This is a genomic window from Pantoea sp. VS1 (assembly GCF_002207995.1).
In the GTDB taxonomy this organism is placed as follows: domain Bacteria; phylum Pseudomonadota; class Gammaproteobacteria; order Enterobacterales; family Enterobacteriaceae; genus Pantoea; species Pantoea dispersa.
Genome location: NZ_NHZE01000008.1, coordinates 100,690 through 118,761, shown reverse-complemented (window position 1 = coordinate 118,761; position 18,072 = coordinate 100,690). Strand labels below are relative to the sequence as shown.

21 protein-coding genes and 1 other RNA gene are annotated in these 18,072 nt (G+C 58.3%); 15 read left to right on the top strand and 7 right to left on the bottom strand.

The genetic code is table 11. From position 1 onward, the window contains the following. Positions 1 to 11: 11 nt before the first annotated feature. Positions 12 to 983: a TerC family protein gene (locus CBW22_RS04595; RefSeq protein ID WP_021509700.1), complete on the top strand. Its 972-nt coding sequence runs from the start codon at positions 12 to 14 to the stop codon at positions 981 to 983. A 228-nt stretch (positions 984 to 1,211) separates the two neighbouring features. Further along, positions 1,212 to 2,447, top strand: a complete 1,236-nt coding sequence (sstT, locus tag CBW22_RS04590) for a serine/threonine transporter SstT (protein WP_031280144.1) — start codon at positions 1,212 to 1,214, stop codon at positions 2,445 to 2,447. Between the two features lie 46 nt (positions 2,448 to 2,493). Here the strand turns inward: sstT and CBW22_RS04585 are convergent, their stop codons facing one another. After that, on the bottom strand, positions 2,494 to 3,984 hold the full coding sequence (locus CBW22_RS04585) for a UxaA family hydrolase (RefSeq protein WP_088516126.1): 1,491 nt from the start codon (positions 3,982 to 3,984) through the stop codon (positions 2,494 to 2,496). Between the two features lie 4 nt (positions 3,985 to 3,988). Further along, positions 3,989 to 5,437, bottom strand: coding sequence for a tagaturonate reductase (locus CBW22_RS04580; RefSeq protein WP_088516125.1), 1,449 nt, complete (start codon positions 5,435 to 5,437; stop codon positions 3,989 to 3,991). A gap of 298 nt (positions 5,438 to 5,735) precedes the next feature. On the opposite strand from CBW22_RS04580, the gene exuR reads away from it, so the two are divergent. The 9 genes from exuR to CBW22_RS04530 all read left to right on the top strand — a co-directional run bounded on the left by exuR (position 5,736) and on the right by CBW22_RS04530 (position 11,104). Then, positions 5,736 to 6,488, top strand: coding sequence for a transcriptional regulator ExuR (gene exuR / locus CBW22_RS04575; protein ID WP_021509704.1), 753 nt, complete (start codon positions 5,736 to 5,738; stop codon positions 6,486 to 6,488). 335 nt (positions 6,489 to 6,823) lie between these two features. Then, positions 6,824 to 7,498: a DedA family protein gene (locus CBW22_RS04565; RefSeq protein ID WP_021509705.1), complete on the top strand. Its 675-nt coding sequence runs from the start codon at positions 6,824 to 6,826 to the stop codon at positions 7,496 to 7,498. Continuing rightward, entirely contained in the window at positions 7,498 to 7,866 is a 369-nt protein-coding gene (mzrA, locus tag CBW22_RS04560; RefSeq protein ID WP_031280145.1) for an EnvZ/OmpR regulon moderator MzrA, read from the top strand. The genes CBW22_RS04565 and mzrA overlap by 1 nt, the downstream gene beginning before the upstream one ends. Before the next feature lie 173 nt (positions 7,867 to 8,039). Then, on the top strand, positions 8,040 to 8,414 hold the full coding sequence (locus tag CBW22_RS04555; RefSeq protein WP_141097289.1) for a DUF1090 domain-containing protein: 375 nt from the start codon (positions 8,040 to 8,042) through the stop codon (positions 8,412 to 8,414). A gap of 34 nt (positions 8,415 to 8,448) precedes the next feature. Beyond that, the gene (locus CBW22_RS04550) at positions 8,449 to 8,754 is read left to right on the top strand and encodes a DUF883 family protein (RefSeq protein ID WP_021509708.1); all 306 of its coding nucleotides are present in this window, start codon (positions 8,449 to 8,451) and stop codon (positions 8,752 to 8,754) included. Position 8,755: 1 nt separating this feature from the next. Next, a complete protein-coding gene (locus CBW22_RS04545) occupies positions 8,756 to 9,151 on the top strand; it encodes a phage holin family protein (RefSeq protein ID WP_021312955.1) in 396 nt (131 codons plus the stop codon). After that, on the top strand, positions 9,148 to 9,432 hold the full coding sequence (locus CBW22_RS04540) for a YqjK-like family protein (protein ID WP_088516123.1): 285 nt from the start codon (positions 9,148 to 9,150) through the stop codon (positions 9,430 to 9,432). The genes CBW22_RS04545 and CBW22_RS04540 overlap by 4 nt, the downstream gene beginning before the upstream one ends. 206 nt (positions 9,433 to 9,638) lie before the next feature. Then, positions 9,639 to 10,049, top strand: coding sequence for a DoxX family protein (locus CBW22_RS04535; protein WP_010618799.1), 411 nt, complete (start codon positions 9,639 to 9,641; stop codon positions 10,047 to 10,049). Positions 10,050 to 10,129: 80 nt separating this feature from the next. Next, positions 10,130 to 11,104 (top strand): glutathione S-transferase family protein, encoded by a 975-nt coding sequence (locus CBW22_RS04530; protein ID WP_088516122.1) that lies wholly within the window; start codon positions 10,130 to 10,132, stop codon positions 11,102 to 11,104. Between the two features lie 70 nt (positions 11,105 to 11,174). Here CBW22_RS04530 and mdtI read toward each other — a convergent pair whose 3' ends face one another. The 4 genes from mdtI to rsmI form a co-directional block, all read right to left on the bottom strand. Further along, complete coding sequence (mdtI, locus tag CBW22_RS04525) at positions 11,175 to 11,504, bottom strand: multidrug/spermidine efflux SMR transporter subunit MdtI (RefSeq protein WP_021509711.1); 330 nt, start codon at positions 11,502 to 11,504, stop codon at positions 11,175 to 11,177. After that, positions 11,491 to 11,844 (bottom strand): multidrug/spermidine efflux SMR transporter subunit MdtJ, encoded by a 354-nt coding sequence (gene mdtJ / locus CBW22_RS04520; RefSeq protein WP_370586251.1) that lies wholly within the window; start codon positions 11,842 to 11,844, stop codon positions 11,491 to 11,493. The genes mdtI and mdtJ overlap by 14 nt, the downstream gene beginning before the upstream one ends. Positions 11,845 to 12,401: 557 nt before the next feature. Next, positions 12,402 to 12,778, bottom strand: an RNA gene (gene rnpB, locus CBW22_RS04515) — RNase P RNA component class A. A 33-nt stretch (positions 12,779 to 12,811) separates the two neighbouring features. After that, on the bottom strand, positions 12,812 to 13,675 hold the full coding sequence (gene rsmI, locus CBW22_RS04510; protein ID WP_088516120.1) for a 16S rRNA (cytidine(1402)-2'-O)-methyltransferase: 864 nt from the start codon (positions 13,673 to 13,675) through the stop codon (positions 12,812 to 12,814). Positions 13,676 to 13,737: 62 nt separating this feature from the next. On the opposite strand from rsmI, the gene CBW22_RS04505 reads away from it, so the two are divergent. From CBW22_RS04505 to dolP, 4 genes are read left to right on the top strand one after another with little or no spacing between them, the layout of a single operon-like run. Continuing rightward, positions 13,738 to 15,783, top strand: coding sequence for a penicillin-binding protein activator (locus CBW22_RS04505; protein WP_088516119.1), 2,046 nt, complete (start codon positions 13,738 to 13,740; stop codon positions 15,781 to 15,783). Then, positions 15,741 to 16,136: a YraN family protein gene (locus tag CBW22_RS04500; protein ID WP_021509715.1), complete on the top strand. Its 396-nt coding sequence runs from the start codon at positions 15,741 to 15,743 to the stop codon at positions 16,134 to 16,136. Before CBW22_RS04505 ends, CBW22_RS04500 begins: the two co-directional genes overlap by 43 nt. Positions 16,137 to 16,150: 14 nt before the next feature. Then, positions 16,151 to 16,738, top strand: coding sequence for a DnaA initiator-associating protein DiaA (diaA, locus tag CBW22_RS04495; RefSeq protein ID WP_021509716.1), 588 nt, complete (start codon positions 16,151 to 16,153; stop codon positions 16,736 to 16,738). A 14-nt stretch (positions 16,739 to 16,752) separates the two neighbouring features. Continuing rightward, positions 16,753 to 17,325, top strand: a complete 573-nt coding sequence (dolP, locus tag CBW22_RS04490) for a division/outer membrane stress-associated lipid-binding lipoprotein (RefSeq protein ID WP_021509717.1) — start codon at positions 16,753 to 16,755, stop codon at positions 17,323 to 17,325. Between the two features lie 30 nt (positions 17,326 to 17,355). On the opposite strand, the gene CBW22_RS04485 is transcribed toward dolP, so the two are convergent. Further along, a complete protein-coding gene (locus CBW22_RS04485; protein ID WP_088516118.1) occupies positions 17,356 to 18,057 on the bottom strand; it encodes a pirin family protein in 702 nt (233 codons plus the stop codon). Between the last annotated feature and the right edge of the window lie 15 nt (positions 18,058 to 18,072).

The following is an 18,072-nucleotide window of genomic DNA, read 5'->3' as shown; positions in this document are numbered from 1 at the left end:
AGGATACGACTATGCACTCTGTAGGCACACCTTTACTCTGGGGCAGCTTCGCTGTCGTCGTGCTCATCATGCTGGCGATCGATCTCTTCTTACAGGGACGACGCGGCGCACAAACCATGTCATTCAAACAGGCTGCCGTCTGGTCGCTGGTATGGATCTCAGTTTCTCTGCTGTTCGCCGCCGCGTTCTGGTGGTATCTCGACGGTAGCGCCGGGCGCGAAGTGGCAACCGCGCAAACCCTGGCTTTCCTGACGGGTTACGTACTGGAAAAAGCGCTGGCGGTCGATAACGTCTTCGTCTGGCTGATGCTGTTCAGCTACTTCGCCATTCCGTCTAATCTTCAGCGCCGCGTGCTGATTTACGGCGTGCTGGGCGCGATTGTGCTGCGTACCATCATGATCTTTGCCGGCAGCTGGCTGGTCACACAGTTCAGCTGGATTCTCTACATCTTCGGCGCTTTCCTGCTGTTTACCGGCATCAAAATGGCCTTCGCTAAAGAGGGCGATGACGCTGCCGTCGGCGATAAGCCGGTGGTGCGCTGGCTGCGTAAGCACCTGCGCATGACCGATGAACTGCATGGCGAAAAGTTCTTCACCCGCAAAAACGGCGTGCTGTTTGCCACACCGCTGCTGCTGGTGCTGATTATGGTGGAGCTGAGCGATGTTATTTTCGCAGTCGACAGTATTCCGGCTATTTTTGCCGTCACTACCGACCCGTTCATTGTGCTGACCTCTAACCTGTTCGCCATCCTTGGCCTGCGCGCTATGTACTTCCTGCTGGCCAACGTGGCAGAGCGCTTCTCGATGCTGAAGTACGGTCTGGCGATCGTGCTGGTGTTTATCGGTATCAAGATGCTGATCGTCGAGTTCTATCACATTCCGGTGGCGATCTCGCTGACGGTGGTCGGCGTGATTCTCGGCGGTACGCTGCTGATTAACGCCTGGGTAAACCACAGAAACGACCAGAAAGGCATCTCACGATAATCTTCTGCAGGGGCGCTAATCGCCCCTGCTTTGTTTCGCCAGCGCCAACCTTCGCGTTTCATATCTCTGTCACGCTTCCTGTCATCAGCAGATCAAAAAACCGATCTGGCGCGCACCGGCAGAATTATCTCTTTTCTCGTCAGCTCTTTTCCTTATACTCCGCCGGGCAAACCGTTTGGCGCGGAGCAACCGCGCACAACACTCATACCGCGATAAAAAGACCGTAATATGCTAAATAATCTTCTTCGACCGCTGGGTGCGCTGTTCTCAGGAAGCCTGGTAAAACAAATCATGATCGGCCTGATTGCCGGCGTGGCGCTGGCGTGGCTTTCACGCGATGCCGCGCTGGCCGTCGGCCTGCTGGGTGAACTGTTCGTACGCGCGCTGAAAGCCGTGGCACCGCTGCTGGTACTGGTGCTGGTGATCTCTTCCATTGCCAACCATCAGCAGGGGCAAAAAACCAATATTCGCCCGATCATCATGCTGTACCTGCTCAGTACCTTCTTCGCGGCGGTGGTCGCGGTGATTTTCAGCCATCTGTTCCCACAGACGCTGTCGATGGACGTCGGCGCGACCGAAATTACCCCGCCGTCCGGCATCACCGAAGTGCTGCACGGCCTGCTGATGAGCATGGTCGCCAATCCGATTGAAGCGCTGATGAACGCCAATTACATTGGCATTCTGGTGTGGGCGATTGGTCTTGGCCTGGCGTTTCGTCATGCCAGCCCGAGCAGCAAAGCCTTCCTGAATGACGCGTCGAATGCCGCGACCTGGGTGGTGCGCTGTGTGATTCGCTGCGCGCCACTGGGCATTTTTGGCCTGGTGGCATCGATTCTGGCCTCAACCGGCTTCGGTGCGCTGTGGCAATATGCCCACCTGCTGACGCTGCTGATTGGCTGCATGCTGATAATGGCGCTGGTGGTCAACCCGATGCTGGTGTTTCAGAAAATCCGCCGCAATCCTTATCCGCTGGTGTTTACCTGCCTGCGCGAAAGCGGCGTAACGGCGTTCTTTACCCGCAGCTCGGCCGCGAATATTCCGGTCAACATGGCGCTGGCCAAACGCCTGAATCTGGATGAAGACACTTATTCGGTATCGATTCCGCTCGGTGCCACCATCAGCATGGCGGGCGCATCAATCACCATTACCGTACTGACGCTGGCTGCGGTGCACACGCTGGGCATTGCCGTGGACGTGCCCACCGCTATACTGCTGAGCCTTGTCGCCTCGCTGTGTGCCTGTGGCGCGTCCGGCGTGGCGGGCGGTTCACTGCTGCTGATTCCGGTTGCCTGCAACATGTTTGGCATTCCTAACGATCTGGCGATGCAGGTGGTTGCGGTCGGTTTTATCATCGGCGTACTGCAGGATTCCGCCGAGACCGCACTAAACTCCTCAACCGACATTCTGTTTACCGCCGCCGTATGTCAGGCAGAAGCGGAACGTCAGCCGCGTACCGCCGGTTAACCCGCGTCGCGGCACCCACCGGTGCCGCGCTTTAACCGCTGCCGCTTTAAAGCGTCACGCCACTCTTGAAGATCGCCAGCTCGCGGAAATCATTAGCTTCATTGCGCGCCGGCTGGCCGTTCGCAATCGCCACAATAGTCTCAACAAACTCCGCCAGCAGCGTCTCCATGCTGGTGCCCTCCAGCAGCCGTCCGGCATTGAAATCAATCCAGTGCGGCTTTTTCTCCGCCAGCGGCGTGTTGGTGGCGATTTTCACGGTGGGCACGAAGCCGCCGTACGGCGTGCCGCGTCCGGTGGTAAACAGCACCATATGGCAGCCGGCTCCGGCCAGCGCGCTGGTGGCGACCGCATCGTTACCGGGCGCGCTGAGCAAATTGAGCCCCGGCGTGCGCAGCCGCTCACCGTATTTCAGCACATCCACCACCTGACTCTGCCCGGCTTTTTGCGTACAGCCCAGCGACTTCTCCTCCAGCGTGGTGATGCCGCCCGCCTTGTTGCCCGGCGATGGATTTTCATAAATCGGCTGCTGGTGATCGATAAAGTAGCGCTTGAAGTCGTTAATCATCGCCACCGTTTTGTCGAAAATCGCCGCATCACGGCAGCGGCTCATCAGGATGCGCTCGGCACCAAACATCTCCGGCACTTCGGTCAGCACCGTGGTGCCGCCATTGGCGATCATCTGGTCAGAGAAACAGCCGAGCAGCGGATTGGCGGTGATGCCGGAAAAGCCGTCCGAGCCACCGCATTCGAGACCAAACTTCAGCTCGCTCAGTTTGCCCGGCTGGCGGCGGTCGTGACGCATCACGTTGTACAGCGCATGCAACCGCTGCAGGCCGGCTTCCACTTCGTCATCCTGCTTCTGACACTCCATAAACTGCACGCGCTGGCTGTCGAAGCCGCCCAGCGTGTCGCGAAAGATATCGACCTGATTGTTTTCGCAGCCGAGTCCAATCACCAGCACCGCGCCGGCATTGGGATGACGCACCATATTTTGCAGCATGGTGCGGGTATTTTCGTGATCCTGCCCCAGCTGTGAACAGCCGAAGGGATGGCTGAACAGGTGCACGCCGTCGATGCCGGCCGCGTCGTCACTCTCCCGGAGAAAGCGTGACACAATCTGCCGGGCGATGCCGTTCACGCAGCCGACGGTCGGCAAAATCCACAGCTCGTTACGAATGCCAACCTCGCCCGTGGCGCGACGATAGATCTGTACCTCACGATCCGCCGCCTGCGGTGGCAGCGTGAGGTGTTCCGGCTGATAGTGATAGTCATCGACATCGCTCAGATTGGTGCGCGCGTTGCTGGAGTGAATCAGCTCGCCGACGGCGATCGGCTGAGTGGCATGGGCAATCGGCAACCCATACTTAATCACCTGCTCGCCACTGTTGAGCGGTTGCAGCGCAAACTTGTGGCCGCGCCCGATATCCTGCTGCAGCGTAATCCGCTGTTCTGCGACGATAAGCTGGGTGCCGGCCGCCAAATCCTGCAGCGCGACGGCGACGTTGTCGCGTGAATGTATTTTGATTGCCTGTTGCATCGCGTTATCTCAGTTGGCTAAGGGCCGTCCGCATGCCGTGGACGAGAATGTTGTGCAGCTGCTGGCTGACCGCCGTAACCAGGCCGGGCCGCTGGGTTAAATCTTCGCCCCAGTGCTGCGCGTCGCTCAGTACGTCGCTCACCAGCTGCTGCGGGGTGAGTTGATCGGTGAGGACCGCCGGCCACAGCCGGGCAAAACGCTGCAGCCAGTGCGCGTCATCCTGCAGCGGCCACTGCCGGTCATCCTGCTGGCCGCGATAAAACGCCAGCAGCGCGGCAAAGGCAAAGATGAGGCGCGGCGGCCAGTCGCCACGCTGCTGCTGCGCCTGCAACAGCGCCGGCAGCAGGCGCGTACGGAATTTGGTCATGCCGTTGAGCGCAATCGCCAGCAGCGCATGGTGAATAAACGGATTGCGAAAGCGGCGCTGCACCGCATCGGCAAAGGCGTGCAGCTCGGCGCGCGGCAAATCCAGAGTTGGGATCACCTCTTCGCGCAGCAGGGCATCGACAAAAGCGGCCAGTTGCGCATCGTTCATTGCCTCGCTCACGCTCGCCAGCCCGGCCTGAAACGCCACCGGCACCAGCGCTGTGTGCGCCCCGTTGAGGAACGCCACCTTCTGCGCTTTGTACGGCGTGATGTCATCCACCCGCCTGACGGCAGGCGCCAGCGCCGTCAGCTGCAGCTCATGCATCAGCGCATCCGGTCCCTGAAGCACCAGCTGGTAATAGCGCTCCCCGGCCACCAGATAGCGGTCGTCATAGCCCAGTTGGGCTGCAATCTGTGCGCCATCCGGCGGATAGCCGCTGACAATGCGATCCACCAGCGTGTTGTAAAAGGCGCAGTGCTGCGTCACCCACTGCGCAAAGGCCGCTGGCAGCTGCCACTGCTGGCAGTAACGCAGCACTAATGCGCGCAGCGTGTCGCCGTTATGGTCGATCAGTTCACACGGCACGATCAGCCAGCCTTTATCGGCGGCACCGGCAAAGTGCTGATAACGCGCCCACAGCAGCTGCGTCAGTTTGCCGGGAAACGACGACGCGGGTTGATCCTCCAGCCGATCCTGTTCGGCATACGCGATGCCGGCCTCGGTGGTGTTGGAGAACACAAAACGCATCTGCGGCGCGCGTGCCAGAGCCAGGAATTCTTCGAACTGCTGATAAGGCTGGATTTCACGATTAAGGCTGCGGATCAGCCGGGTTTCGCTGAGCGGTTCCCCGGCGTCATTCAGCCCGCGCAGCAGCGTGGTGTAGAGGCCATCCTGCTGATTGAGCGTCTCCGTCTGCATCCGGTTGCGCGGTCGCACCACCACCACGCCGGCATCGGTGCCCTGATGTTCATTAAGCCAGTCGAGCTGCCAGTCGATAAAGGCACGTAAAAAGTTGCCTTCGCCGAACTGGATCACGCGTTCGCTATAGCGTGCGCCGGGGAAATCGCGGCGGTTGAGTCGCAACATGTCGCTTCCTTGAAGATGAAATCGGTCAGCTAATGCGCAAAAGTTATCATACCAATTTCAGCGAAAGGGAGATTTGTTTGCCAACTGCGTCACATTATCCATCATTGCCATACGGCGAAAGCCGGCGTGCATCTTATTTCAATAAACTTAAGACTATGTATATTATATAAATTAAAGATAAAACCTGAGCAGGCGCGCAGGTTCTTAACTTGCCAGATGGTATAACAGCTTCAGCGCTTTGCGACATCGCAGGGTAAGTGGTATAACAACTTACCGTCTTTCACAGAACCGAAAAATCATGGACCTGAACGAATCCCGCCGCCTCTACCAGCAACTCGCCAGCGAACTCAAGCAGCGCATCGAAGCGGGCAGTTATGCCGTGGGAGCAAAGTTACCGGCAGAGCGGATGATTGCGGAGGCGCACCAGGTGAGCCGCACCGTGGTGCGGGAAGCGATCATCATGCTGGAGGTGGAAGGCTACGTCGAGGTGCGCAAAGGGTCCGGCATTCATGTGATCAGCGACCAGCCACAACCGCGCGACAGCGCCACCGATCAGCTGGAGTTTGCCAGCTATGGCCCCTTTGAACTGCTGCAGGCGCGCCAGCTGATTGAGAGCAATGTCGCCGAATTTGCCGCCACGCAGATCCGTCCACAGGACATCGTGGCGCTGCTGGCAATTCAGGAAAAAGCCCGGCAGGAAGATCACGCGCGCGATTCGACATGGGATATGGAGTTTCACGTGCGCATTGCCCAGGCCACCCAAAACAGCGCGCTGGCCGCCATCGTAGAGAAAATGTGGCGGCACCGGCTGCATAATCCTTACTGGCTCAAACTGCACGAGCATATTGACGCACGCCATATCACCAGCTGGTGCGACGATCACGACCAGATTTTAAAAGCGCTGATGCGCAAAGATCCCGCCGCCAGCAAACTGGCGATGTGGCAGCATCTGGAAAATACTAAACAGATGCTGTTCGACGCCACCGCCGATGATTTCGAGTTCAACGTTGACCGCTACATGTTCGCAGAAAATCCGGTGATCCTGCCCTGAAGCCGCAATGGCAGAAACGCTGCATTTTCAGGCTAAAAAGTCAGTTAATCTGCAATAGTGTCAGCTCGTGTAAAGCTCCTTTTGACCATCTGCGTCAAAAGGTAAAACTCCTGTGCGACCGCGACTTTACACTGTCTGAATCCCGCGATTTTTGTTACAGTTATCGCCCTTTTCTTACCCTTTGCGACAGGGCTATAAAAAGTCGCTGATTTAACAATCAATTCTGGATGGATCCGGAAATCCTGCTCAGGTGGCATACCTAAAATGTATAACTTGACCCGCCTGCGCCTAAGCCCCTCACGGGCACGTTTAACAATGATGTTCAGGAATGATTGATGGATATTTTGCAAGCATTGCTGCATGCCCTGTGGCAGCAGGATTACGAAATGCTCTCCGACCCCACGCTGGTGTGGGCGATTTATGGCGTGTTGTTCATGATTCTGTTTCTCGAAAATGGCCTGCTGCCCGCCGCGTTTCTGCCCGGTGATAGTCTGCTGATTCTGGTCGGCGTGCTGATCGCGAAAGGCACCATGAGCTTCCCGCTGACCCTGCTGGTGCTGACCACCGGTGCCAGCCTCGGCTGCTGGGTCAGTTACATTCAGGGCCGCTGGCTTGGCAATACGCCGACGGTGCAGAAATGGCTCTCCCATCTGCCCGCGCAGTATCATCAGCGCGCCCACAGTCTGTTCCACCGCCACGGCTTGTCTGCGCTGCTGATTGGCCGCTTTATCGCGTTTGTCCGTACCCTGCTGCCGACCATTGCCGGCCTCTCTGGCCTGAGCAATGCCCGCTTCCAGTTCTTTAACTGGATGAGCGGCTTCCTGTGGGTGCTGATTCTTACCGTGCTCGGCTTTGCGCTGGGGAAAACCCCCATTTTCCGCCGCTATGAAGATGAGCTGATGTTCTGCCTGATGCTGCTGCCGCTGGTGCTGCTGGTCATCGGTCTGGTGGGTTCACTGGTAGTGCTGTGGCGTAAACGTCAGGCGGGTCAGAACGGGAAGTCACAGTAATGACAGGGTTGCGTAATTTCCCCAGGCGTTTACTCCCCTGGCTGTGCGCTGGCGTGCTGGCGCTGCTGGCTATCGGCATTGTGCCCAAACTGATGCAGCATGAAACGGTGGTGAAGATCCGCGTGGCACACAGTGGCACCAATCTGCCGGACGGCTTTTATCTCTACCAGCAGCTTTCGGCGCAGGGCGTGCGGATTAAAAGTATTACCTCAGCAGGCGATGCGCTGGTCATTCATTTTGAGAATGAAGAGCAGAGCCTGGCCGCGCAGAAAGTACTGCGCCGCCTGCTGCCACAGGGCTTTGTCGTGGCAGCGGGTCCGCAGGCGTCACAGCAGGTGGTGGACGCTAATCGCCCCACCTATAGCTGATCCCCGCCGTCGGGTTCACCGCCCGGCGGCACCTCAATCCTCGCTATCCCCGCGTGTTTTTTGAATTTTTTCGTCTGCTGTCTATTCTTAAGTAAGCGCGAGCAGACGACAAGCTGGGATGCCCCTCCTGTCCGGTTTGCGACAGGTCGTCAACAATGGAAGGTAAAAACCTGATGAAACAACAACTACTGCTGGGTGCGATTCTTTTCTCTCTCTCGGGTTCACTGCTGGCAGCGGAATCGCTGTGTCAGCAAAAACAGCAGGATATTCAGCGCGAAATTGAGATGGCGAAACAGCACGACAACCAGCGCCGGGTCACCGGACTGGAACGCGCGCTGACCGAAGTCCGCGCTAACTGCACTGACGAGAAACTGAAATCCGCCCACGCTGAACGCATTGAAGCCCAGCAGCATAAAGTGGCTGAGCGCGAGCGCGAACTGCAGCAGGAGCGCCAGGAAGGCAAAGACCAGGAGAAGATCGGTAAGCGCGAACGGAAGCTGGAAGAGGCACGCCAGGAGCTGAAAAAGCTGCAGGCCGAGCCTTATTAATCGGACTTAAATAAATGATGTAATGGAGAACACCATGGCTAAAGACACCACATCTGAACATCTGCGTGCGGAACTGAAAAACCTTGCCGACACCCTGGAAGAAGTGCTGAGCAGCTCGGCTGATAAGTCGAAAAGCGAGCTGGATAAACTGCGTCACAAAGCACGCGGTGCCATTGAGAGTTCACGCGAGCGGCTGGGCGAATCCGGCGAACGCATCGCGCAGACCACGCGTGAAGCGGCGGAAAAAGCGGATGTCTACGTGCGTGAAAATCCGTGGCACGGCGTGGGTATCGGCGCAGCAGTTGGCGTGCTGATCGGCATCCTGATTTCACGTCGTTGATATGAGCGAGAATCAGAGCCACGGCCCAGGCAAAGGGGTCTTCAATGTAGGTCAGCGCGTGGTGACAACGCTGGTTGGCATGGTCGAGACACGCGTGCGGCTGGCCGTTGCCGAGCTGGAAGAGGAAAAGGCCAATCTGATCCAGATGCTGATCATGATAGGTCTGACCATGCTGTTTACCGCCTTCGGATTAATGAGCCTGATGGTGCTGATTATCTGGGCGGTGGATGCGCAGTACCGGCTGATGGCGATTGCCATCACCACCGGCGTGCTATTCGCGCTGGCGCTGATTTTTGGTTTATGGACGTTGCGTAAATCCCGGCAGTCCACGCTGTTGCGCCATACGCGCAAAGAGCTGGACACCGATCGCACCTTACTCGAGGAGCATCGCTCATGAGTCAGCGTGAACGTGAAGCACGCATTCATGAATTGCTTAATCAGGTACAGCAGCAGCGGCTGGATCTCAGCGCTGCCCGCCGCGACTGGCTGGAAAGCACCGCGCAGTACGATCGCGGCTGGCTGACGTTTCTCAGCCTGCGCCGCTATCTGGCGATTGGCAGCAGCGCGCTGGCCATCTGGTCGATCCGCAGCCCCAACCGCATCATGCGCTGGGCCAAACGCGGACTCGGTCTGTGGAGCACCTGGCGCATGATCAAATCGGCGTTGCCGCCACGCTAACTTCCCCACCTTAAACCGGATCGAAAAGGTTCGGTTTTCCTCCTTCAGAATTCCTGAATAACATCGACAGTTTATCTCGCTTACAACTATTGCTGCGCGCGACTATCATCTCCCTCCATCAGCCCGACGAACTGTTTAACGCGGTTTAGCGGGAAAATAACCCGGCAGGCCAACAACCTGCGCCAAAAACCTTGTTGGAGTAAATGATGAAAAAATTCGAAGACTCAGGCCTGCTGCTGGCACGCGTATTAATGACCATCCTGTTTATTACTGCCGGCTGGGGCAAAATCACCGCCTATGCAGGTACCGCACAGTACATGCAGGCGATGGGCGTGCCCGGCTTCCTGCTGCCGCTGGTGATTCTGCTGGAACTGGGCGGCGGCCTGGCGATTCTGTTCGGCTTCCTGACGCGCTTCACCGCGCTGTTCACCGCCGGCTTCACGCTGCTGACCGCGTTCCTGTTCCACAGCAACTTTGCGGAAGGCGTTAACCAGCTGATGTTCATGAAAAACCTGTCCATCGCCGGTGGTTTCCTGGTGCTGGGTCTGGTAGGTCCGGGCGCCTACAGCATTGACCGCCTGATTCGTCAGCGCTTTATGCCAGCAACCGCACGCTAAGCACACAAGCCGTGCAACAGCACATATACTGAATAGCAGGGGCGGGGATTTTCCTCGCCCGTTTTTTTTATGGAGGGCTTATGGGACAACTGATTGACGGTGTCTGGCATGACACCTGGTACGATACGAAGTCAACCGGTGGCCGCTTCAAACGCACAGAAGCAGTCTGGCGTAACTGGATCACGGCAGACGGCAGCGCCGGGCCAACCGGGAAAGCCGGCTTTATCGCCGAGCGCGATCGTTACCATTTATACGTTTCACTGGCCTGCCCGTGGGCGCATCGCACCCTGCTGATGCGTCAGCTGAAGGGGTTAGAAGAGATGATTTCGGTATCAGTGGTGCACCCGCTGATGCTGGAGAATGGCTGGACCTTCGACGATGATTTCCCCGCCGCGACCGGCGATTCGCTGTATCAGAACGAATTCCTCTATCAGCTCTATCTGCATGCCGATCCGCAGTACAGCGGGCGCGTGACCGTGCCGGTGCTGTGGGATAAAAAGCAGCACACTATCGTCAGTAATGAATCCGCCGATATCATCCGTATGTTCAATAGCGCCTTCGACGCGCAGGGCGCGCGCGCCGGCGATTACTACCCGCCCGAGCTGCGTGACAAGATCGACGAACTCAACGGCTGGATTTATGACACCGTCAATAACGGCGTCTACAAAAGCGGATTTGCCACGTCACAGTCGGCCTATGATGAAGCCGTAACCGCGCTGTTCCATTCGCTGGCACGGCTGGAGCAGATTCTGGGTCAGCATCGCTATCTGACCGGCGATCGCCTCACCGAAGCCGATCTGCGCCTGTGGACCACGCTGGTGCGCTTTGACCCGGTCTACGTGACCCACTTTAAGTGCGATCGTCATCGCATCAGCGATTACCGTAACCTGAACGGCTTCCTGCGCGATATTTATCAGATGCCGGGCATTGCCGATACGGTAAACCTGCCGCACATCCGCCATCACTACTACTGCAGCCACAAGACCATCAATCCGAACGGCGTTATTTCGCTGGGACCGGCTTTTGACTGGGATGAGCCGCACGGCCGCGGTTAACGGTTGGCTTACGCATGCCTGCCCTTCTCTCCCGCCATTGGGAAAGGAAGGCAGGCAGTATCGCGCTGCCTCAGGCAAATTTGATCAACACCATCCCGGCCAGCAGCAGTGCCACGCCCAGCCAGCCGCGGGTGTTCAGGCGTTGTCCGAACAGGATCCAGCCTGCCGCTACGGTAGCCACCAGACCGAAACCGCCCCACAAGGCGTAGGCCACCGAGAGATCGATCCCCTTCACTGCCTGCGACAGGGCACTGAATGCCGCCAGGACAGCCACCAGCGATACCACGCCATACAGCGGACGACGGAAGCCGTTGGCGTATTTCAGCGCGATGTTCGCCACAATTTCCAGCACGATGGCCAGCGCCAGCCAGGCCAGATGCACGACGTTAAGCGTGGTCATGATGCAGCTCCTTACGGCTGAATGTCCCTGCTTTGATCAGCGCGATACCCGCGATCAGCGTGATCAAACCCGCCGCCTTCATCACTGACAGCGCCTCGTCAAACAGCATCACGCTGAACAGGGTGATAAACAGAATACCGACGCCTTCCCACATGGCATAAGCCACGCCAAGGGCAATACGTTTAACGGCAAAGGTGAGGAAGATGTATGACAGGGCGATCATCAACAGCATAAAAATATAGCCGGCGCTACCGCCATTGACGCTGGCCCATTTCATTGACACGGTGCCCGTAATTTCGGCAGCAATCGCTAACGCTAATAAAATCCAGTACAGCATGATTTCTCTCCTGTGAGAAATAAACGCCATCCACGCGCAAACCGCAGCGTGATAGCTGAAAAAGATAAAAAGCTAAGAAGGAGAGAAAAAACTACAGCGCGAAGCGCCAGTGCCGATCGCTCAGTGAGCAGGAGAAAACGCAGGTGGGTGAAGAGGTTAATACGTAAAGTGTAACGAAATGGTTATCCATAATTTTACAACTTATCCACGTTGTTGCTTTTCCCGGTGTGGATGAAAAATTGTCCTCAGTAGTTGAACACCCGCCTATTCTGGCACAGGAAAAAGAACATTTTTGCGGATTTTCGTTTCTTTACGCAGGGAAATGGGGGTTTTGTGCGGTTTTATCTGGCTTTGTGCGCTTTTCTGCCCTCACCCTAACCCTCTCCCACGGGGAGAGGGAATAGTTAAGCGTGGTGTTGGAGGCCGAATACTCAACTCATCCCACGCACAATCGGTCCCTTCTCCCGCTTGCGGGAGAAGGTTAGGATGAGGGACAGCACGCACCTTACCCCAAAAACAAAACGCCCGCAGATTTTCACCTGCGGGCGTCTTTATAAAAAAGTCGAAACTGACCGATAAGCCGGGTTCTGTCGTGGACAGTCATTCATCTAGGCCAGTAATCGCTCACTGGCTCAAGCAGCCTACCCGGGTTCAGTACGGGCCGTACCATGTGAACCCCTATTTGGCCTTGCTCCGGGTGGAGTTTACCGTGCCACGGACTGTTGCCAGCCGCGCGGTGCGCTCTTACCGCACCCTTTCACCCTTACCTGATCCCATTACTGGGCCATCGGCGGTTTGCTCTCTGTTGCACTGGTCGTAGGCTTGCGCCCCCCAGGCGTTACCTGGCACCCTGCCCTATGGAGCCCGGACTTTCCTCCCCTCTGCCCGTCTCCCCCGAAAGGGACGACGACAAAGCGGCGACTGTCTGGTCAGCTTCGGCGCGGGATAATAGGCGATCCGCCCGCGTTTGTCACGCCTCTTGCTGCTCCAGCGCATACTTGTACAGGGCGTTTTTCTTAACTCCATGAATTTCCGCCGTCAGCGCCGCCGCCTTTTTCAGCGGCAGCTCAGCCTGCAGCAGCGCCAGCGTGCGCAGCGCCTCTGCCGGCAGCGTCTCTTCATCCGCTTTATGGCCTTCGACAATCAGTACCATCTCGCCCTTGCGGCGATTCTCGTCCGCCTGCACCCACGCCAGCAATTCACCCACCGGCGCACCGTACAATGACTCCCAGGTTTTGGTCAGCTCTCGTGCCAGCACCACGTAGCGTGCCGCGCCCCATACGCTGACCATATCCTGTAGCGTATCCAGCACGCGATGGGTCGATTCGTAGAAAATCAGCGTGCGCGGCTCGTCACTCAGTGCAAGCAGCGCATCGCAACGCCCTTTACTTTTGGCCGGCAGAAACCCTTCGTAACAGAAACGATCGGACGGTAATCCCGCCGCGCTCAATGCTGTGATCGCCGCGCAGGCACCGGGCAACGGCACCACACGCACCCCGGCCTCGCGGCAACGACGCACCAGATGGTAGCCCGGATCGTTGATTAACGGCGTGCCCGCATCGGAAACCAGCGCAATGCTCTGGCCCTCCTGCAGCTTCGCTAACAGCACGTCGGCCTTCTGCTGTTCGTTATGGTCGTGAAGTGCGAACAGTCGCGCATTGATGGCGAAATGTTGTAGCAACAGCCCGGTATGACGTGTATCTTCCGCAGCGACCAGATCGACGCTCGCAAGCACCGTCAGCGCACGCTGCGTGATATCACCCAGGTTACCGATCGGGGTAGGAACGATATAGAGCGTGCTGGCAGAAATCTCTGCCCGATCGAGTTGTTTCATTGTTTCATCCGAATTGCCGATTTAATATTGAGCATCTTGAAAAAAACATCACTGGATACAGTATGCTTCCTTCGAAAGTCGTACGTCATAAAGCAGGACGCCTGGTCCCTGTTTTGCTCGCGGGCCTGATTCTGGCCGCCTGTAGCGGCCAGGGACCGCAGCAAACCTCAAGCGTAAACGTGCAGGGTCCTGCCACGGGCCGCTCTGACTATTATCTGCAGCAGGTGCAGCAAAGCAGCGATGATAGCAAGACCGACTGGCAATTACTTGCCATCCGTGCCCTGCTGAAGGAAGGAAAGTATCCGCAGGCGCAAAATCAGCTCGGCCAGCTGCCACAGCAGCTCTCTGACGTACAACAGCAGGAACTGCTGCTGCTGCGCGCCCAGCTGCAAATTGCCCAGCAGGATTTCAACGGTGCTCAGCAGCTGCTGGGACAGATAAAAGCCGCTGACCTGTCGCAGGATCAGCAGGTGCGCTACTACGCGCTGCAGATTGCCGCTGCGCAAAATCGTCCGTCGCTCGCGCTGCTGCGCGCCTATATTGCTCAGGAACCGCTGCTGAAAGGCGCCGATCACCAGAGCAATATTGACGCCACCTGGCAGGCGCTGACCCAGCTAACCCAGGATCAGCTCAACAGCGTGGTGATCAACGCCGACGAAAATACGCTGCAGGGCTGGCTCGACCTGCTGAATACCTGGCACGCCAACAGCCAGGATGCCCAGATGCTGAAAGCCGCCATTAGCGACTGGCAGACGCGCTATCCGCAAAACCCCGGCGCGAAAACCCTGCCGACCCAGCTCAGCCAGGTGCAGAACTTCACTAAAGCCTCGACCAGCACAATCGCGCTGCTGCTGCCGCTTAATGGTCAGGCGCAGGTGTTCGCCAGTGCCATCCAGAAAGGCTTCAACGATGCGAAAAACGGTGTGCTGACTGCGCCGGCAGCCCCTGCCGCACCGGCCAGCAGCGATGCCAGCGCCTCCACGCAACAGCCCGCCAGCACGGCAACGCCAGCTAATGGCGATGCCAACGCGGTAGTCAGTCCGTCGGCCGCGGCCATCACGCCGTCAGACAGCGCACAGCCGCAGCAGCCCGCCGCACAGCCAGCCGTCGCGCAGCCTGCCAGCAGCGCCCAGGTGAAAGTGTATGACACCAGCAGCCAGCCGATTGCTCAGGTGATGCAGCAGGCGCAGCAGGATGGTGCCACCCTGGTGGTCGGTCCGCTGCTGAAAAATAACGTGGAACAGGTCGCCAACAGCCAGACACCGCTGAACGTGCTGGCGCTCAACGAGCCAGAGCAGATCCAGAACCATCCGAATATTTGCTATTTTGCGCTTTCTCCTGAAGACGAAGCGCGCGATGCCGCGCACCATATCTGGGATCAGGGCAAACGCCAGCCGTTGCTGCTGATGCCGCGCAGCAGTTATGGCGACCGCGTGGGCAAAGCGTTTGCGCAGGAGTGGCAGAAGCTGGGCGGCGCAACCGTGCTGCAGCAGCGTTTTGGCGGCGTGGGCGAGCTGAAACAGGGCATCAACAGCGGCGCCGGTATTGCACTGAGCGGCACGCCGCTGACGGTACAGCCGGACCAGCCGCAGGGCGTGGCGGTTGCCGGTCTGACGATTCCGGCACCGCAGACCAGCGCTCCGGCGCCTGAGAGCGCCAGCAGCAGCGGCAGCGTTGATGCGGTTTACATTATTGCCACTCAGGACGAACTGCAGCTGATCAAGCCGATGATTGCCATGCGCACCAGCAGCCGCAATAACATCGCTCTGTATGCCAGCTCGCGCAGTGCGCAGGCCGGTGCCGGTCCGGACTTCCGGCTGGAGATGGATGGCCTGCAGTTCAGCGATATTCCGCTGCTATCCGGTGCCAATCCAGGCCTGATGCAGCAGGCGGCGCGCAGTTTTAACAACGACTATTCGCTGGTACGCCTCTACGCGATGGGCATTGATGCCTGGACGCTGGCGAACCAGTTTAACCAGATGCGTCAGGTACCGGGCTTCGCCATTGATGGCAACACCGGCAAGCTGAGCGCCGACACGGATTGCGTAATCAACAGGAAGTTGGCATGGAACCAGTATCGTCAGGGACAAATCGTTCCGGTGCAGTAAACCGCCAGCGCCTCGGCGCTGAGCAGGAGCAGCAGGCGCGTCGCTACCTTGAGCGCGCCGGACTGCAGTGGGAGGCCAGCAATGTGCGCTGTCGCAGCGGGGAAATCGACCTGATTATGCGCGACGCAGATTGCTGGGTGTTTGTTGAAGTGCGCTATCGGCGCGATGCACGTTTTGGCGGCGCGGCTGCCAGCGTGACGCGCCAGAAACAACAAAAGCTGCTGCGTACCGCTGCGCTGTGGTTGCTGGCACGCGGCGGCAGTTTTGATACGGTGAATTGCCGTTTTGACATCATCGCCATCACCGGGCGCGAACTGGTGTGGCTGGCCGATGCCTTTCGTGCGGACGGATAGAACCAGGTGGTCTTGTGCAGGACAGAATTAAAGCGTGTTTTACCGAAAGTATTCAGACGCAAATCGCCGCAGCCGAAGCGCTGCCAGATGCGATTTCCCGCGCCGCGATGACGCTGGTGCAGTCATTGCTGAACGGCAACAAAATCCTCAGCTGCGGTAACGGCGCTTCGGCGGCTAACGCCCAGCATTTTGCCGCCAGCATGATTAACCGTTTTGAGACCGAGCGTCCCAGCCTGCCGGCGCTGGCGCTGAGTGCGGACAATGTGATGCTGACGGCAATCGGTAACGACCGTCTGCACGACGAAATTTATGCCAAGCAGGTTCGTGCGCTTGGACAGGCCGGCGACGTTCTGCTGGCCATCTCCACCCGTGGCAACACCCGCGATATTGTTAAAGCGGTGGAAGCTGCGGTTACCCGCGATATGACTATCGTCGCGCTGACCGGCCATGACGGCGGTGAGCTGGCGGGCCTGCTCGGTCCGCACGATGTGGAAATTCGCATTCCGTCACATCGCAGCGCACGCATTCAGGAGATGCATATGCTGACGCTGAACTGCCTGTGCGATTTGATTGATAACACCTTGTTCCCACACCAGGAATGACTGAAGGAGCTCAAATGAAAGCATTGAACGCTATCGCCATTCTGTTAACCGCCATGCTGCTGCAGGGCTGCGTGGCGGTTGTCGCCGGCGGCGCTGCGGTCGCCACCAAAACCGCCACCGACCCGCGTACCGTGGGCACGCAGGTTGATGACGGCACGCTGGAGCTGCGCGTCACTAACGCGCTGGCAAAAGATGAGCAGATCAAAAATCAGGCGCGCGTGGTCGTGACCGCGTATCAGGGCAAAGTACTGCTGACCGGTCAGGCACCGTCAGCCGATCTCGCCAGCCGGGCAAAACAGATCGCCATGGGCGTTGATGGCGCGACAGAGGTGTATAACGAGATTCGCACCGGGCAGAAAGTGAGCCTCGGCACGTCTTCATCGGATACGTGGATCACCACCAAAATCCGCTCGCAGCTGCTGGGCAGCGATCAGGTGAAATCGTCCAACGTGAAAGTCACCACTGAGAACGGGGAAGTGTTCCTGCTGGGTCTGGTAACGCAGGAAGAAGCCAAGGCAGCAGCGGATATCGCCAGCCGTGTCAGCGGCGTGAAGCACGTCACCACCGCCTTTACCATTCTGAAATAATGCCACAGGCGGCCAGCAGGGCCGCCTTTTTTACACCGGAATATCAATCACCAGCGCACGCAGCGGCGTTTCCGCCTGCAGCGTAATCTGCGCCTCTTCACTGACAAACGCCCCATCGCCACAGCGCAGCTGCTCCTGATGCGCACTGCTGGCCCGTACCCCAAGCGCACCGTGAATCGACTGCAAATAGGCGCGCGGTCCGTGCAGCGCCAGACTGTACTGCTCGCCCGGTGCCAGCGTGACCTGATGTACCCACACCTGCTGGCGCAGCTGCAAGCTGCCGTCCGCGCTATCCGGTGACGCAATCAGCACATGGGTTTGCTGCGGCAGCGCGCGTTTTTGCAGCAGCGGATTTTCCCGTTCCGGACAGGCGGCCAGCCACAGCTGCATGCGCGTCAGTGGGCGATCCTTGCTGATATTGTGTTCGCTGTAATTGACGCCCTGGCGGGCCGACAGCAGCATCGCTTCGCCCTCGCGCGCCACCAGGTGATTGCCTTCGCTGTCGCGGTATTCGGCTTCACCCTGCAGCACCAGGTTGAGCACATCCACCTGCGGATAGGTGCGCGGCTGAAATGCCGCACCGGGTGCCAGCACTTCCTGATTCAGCACGCGCAGCGAGGCGTAGCCCATCAGCTGGGGATCAAAATAGTGGCCAAATGAGAAGCTATAGCGCGCCTGCAACCAACCGAAATCGGCCTGGCCACATGCGGACGCGCAGCGGGTTGTCATCATGCTTTACCTCCGACG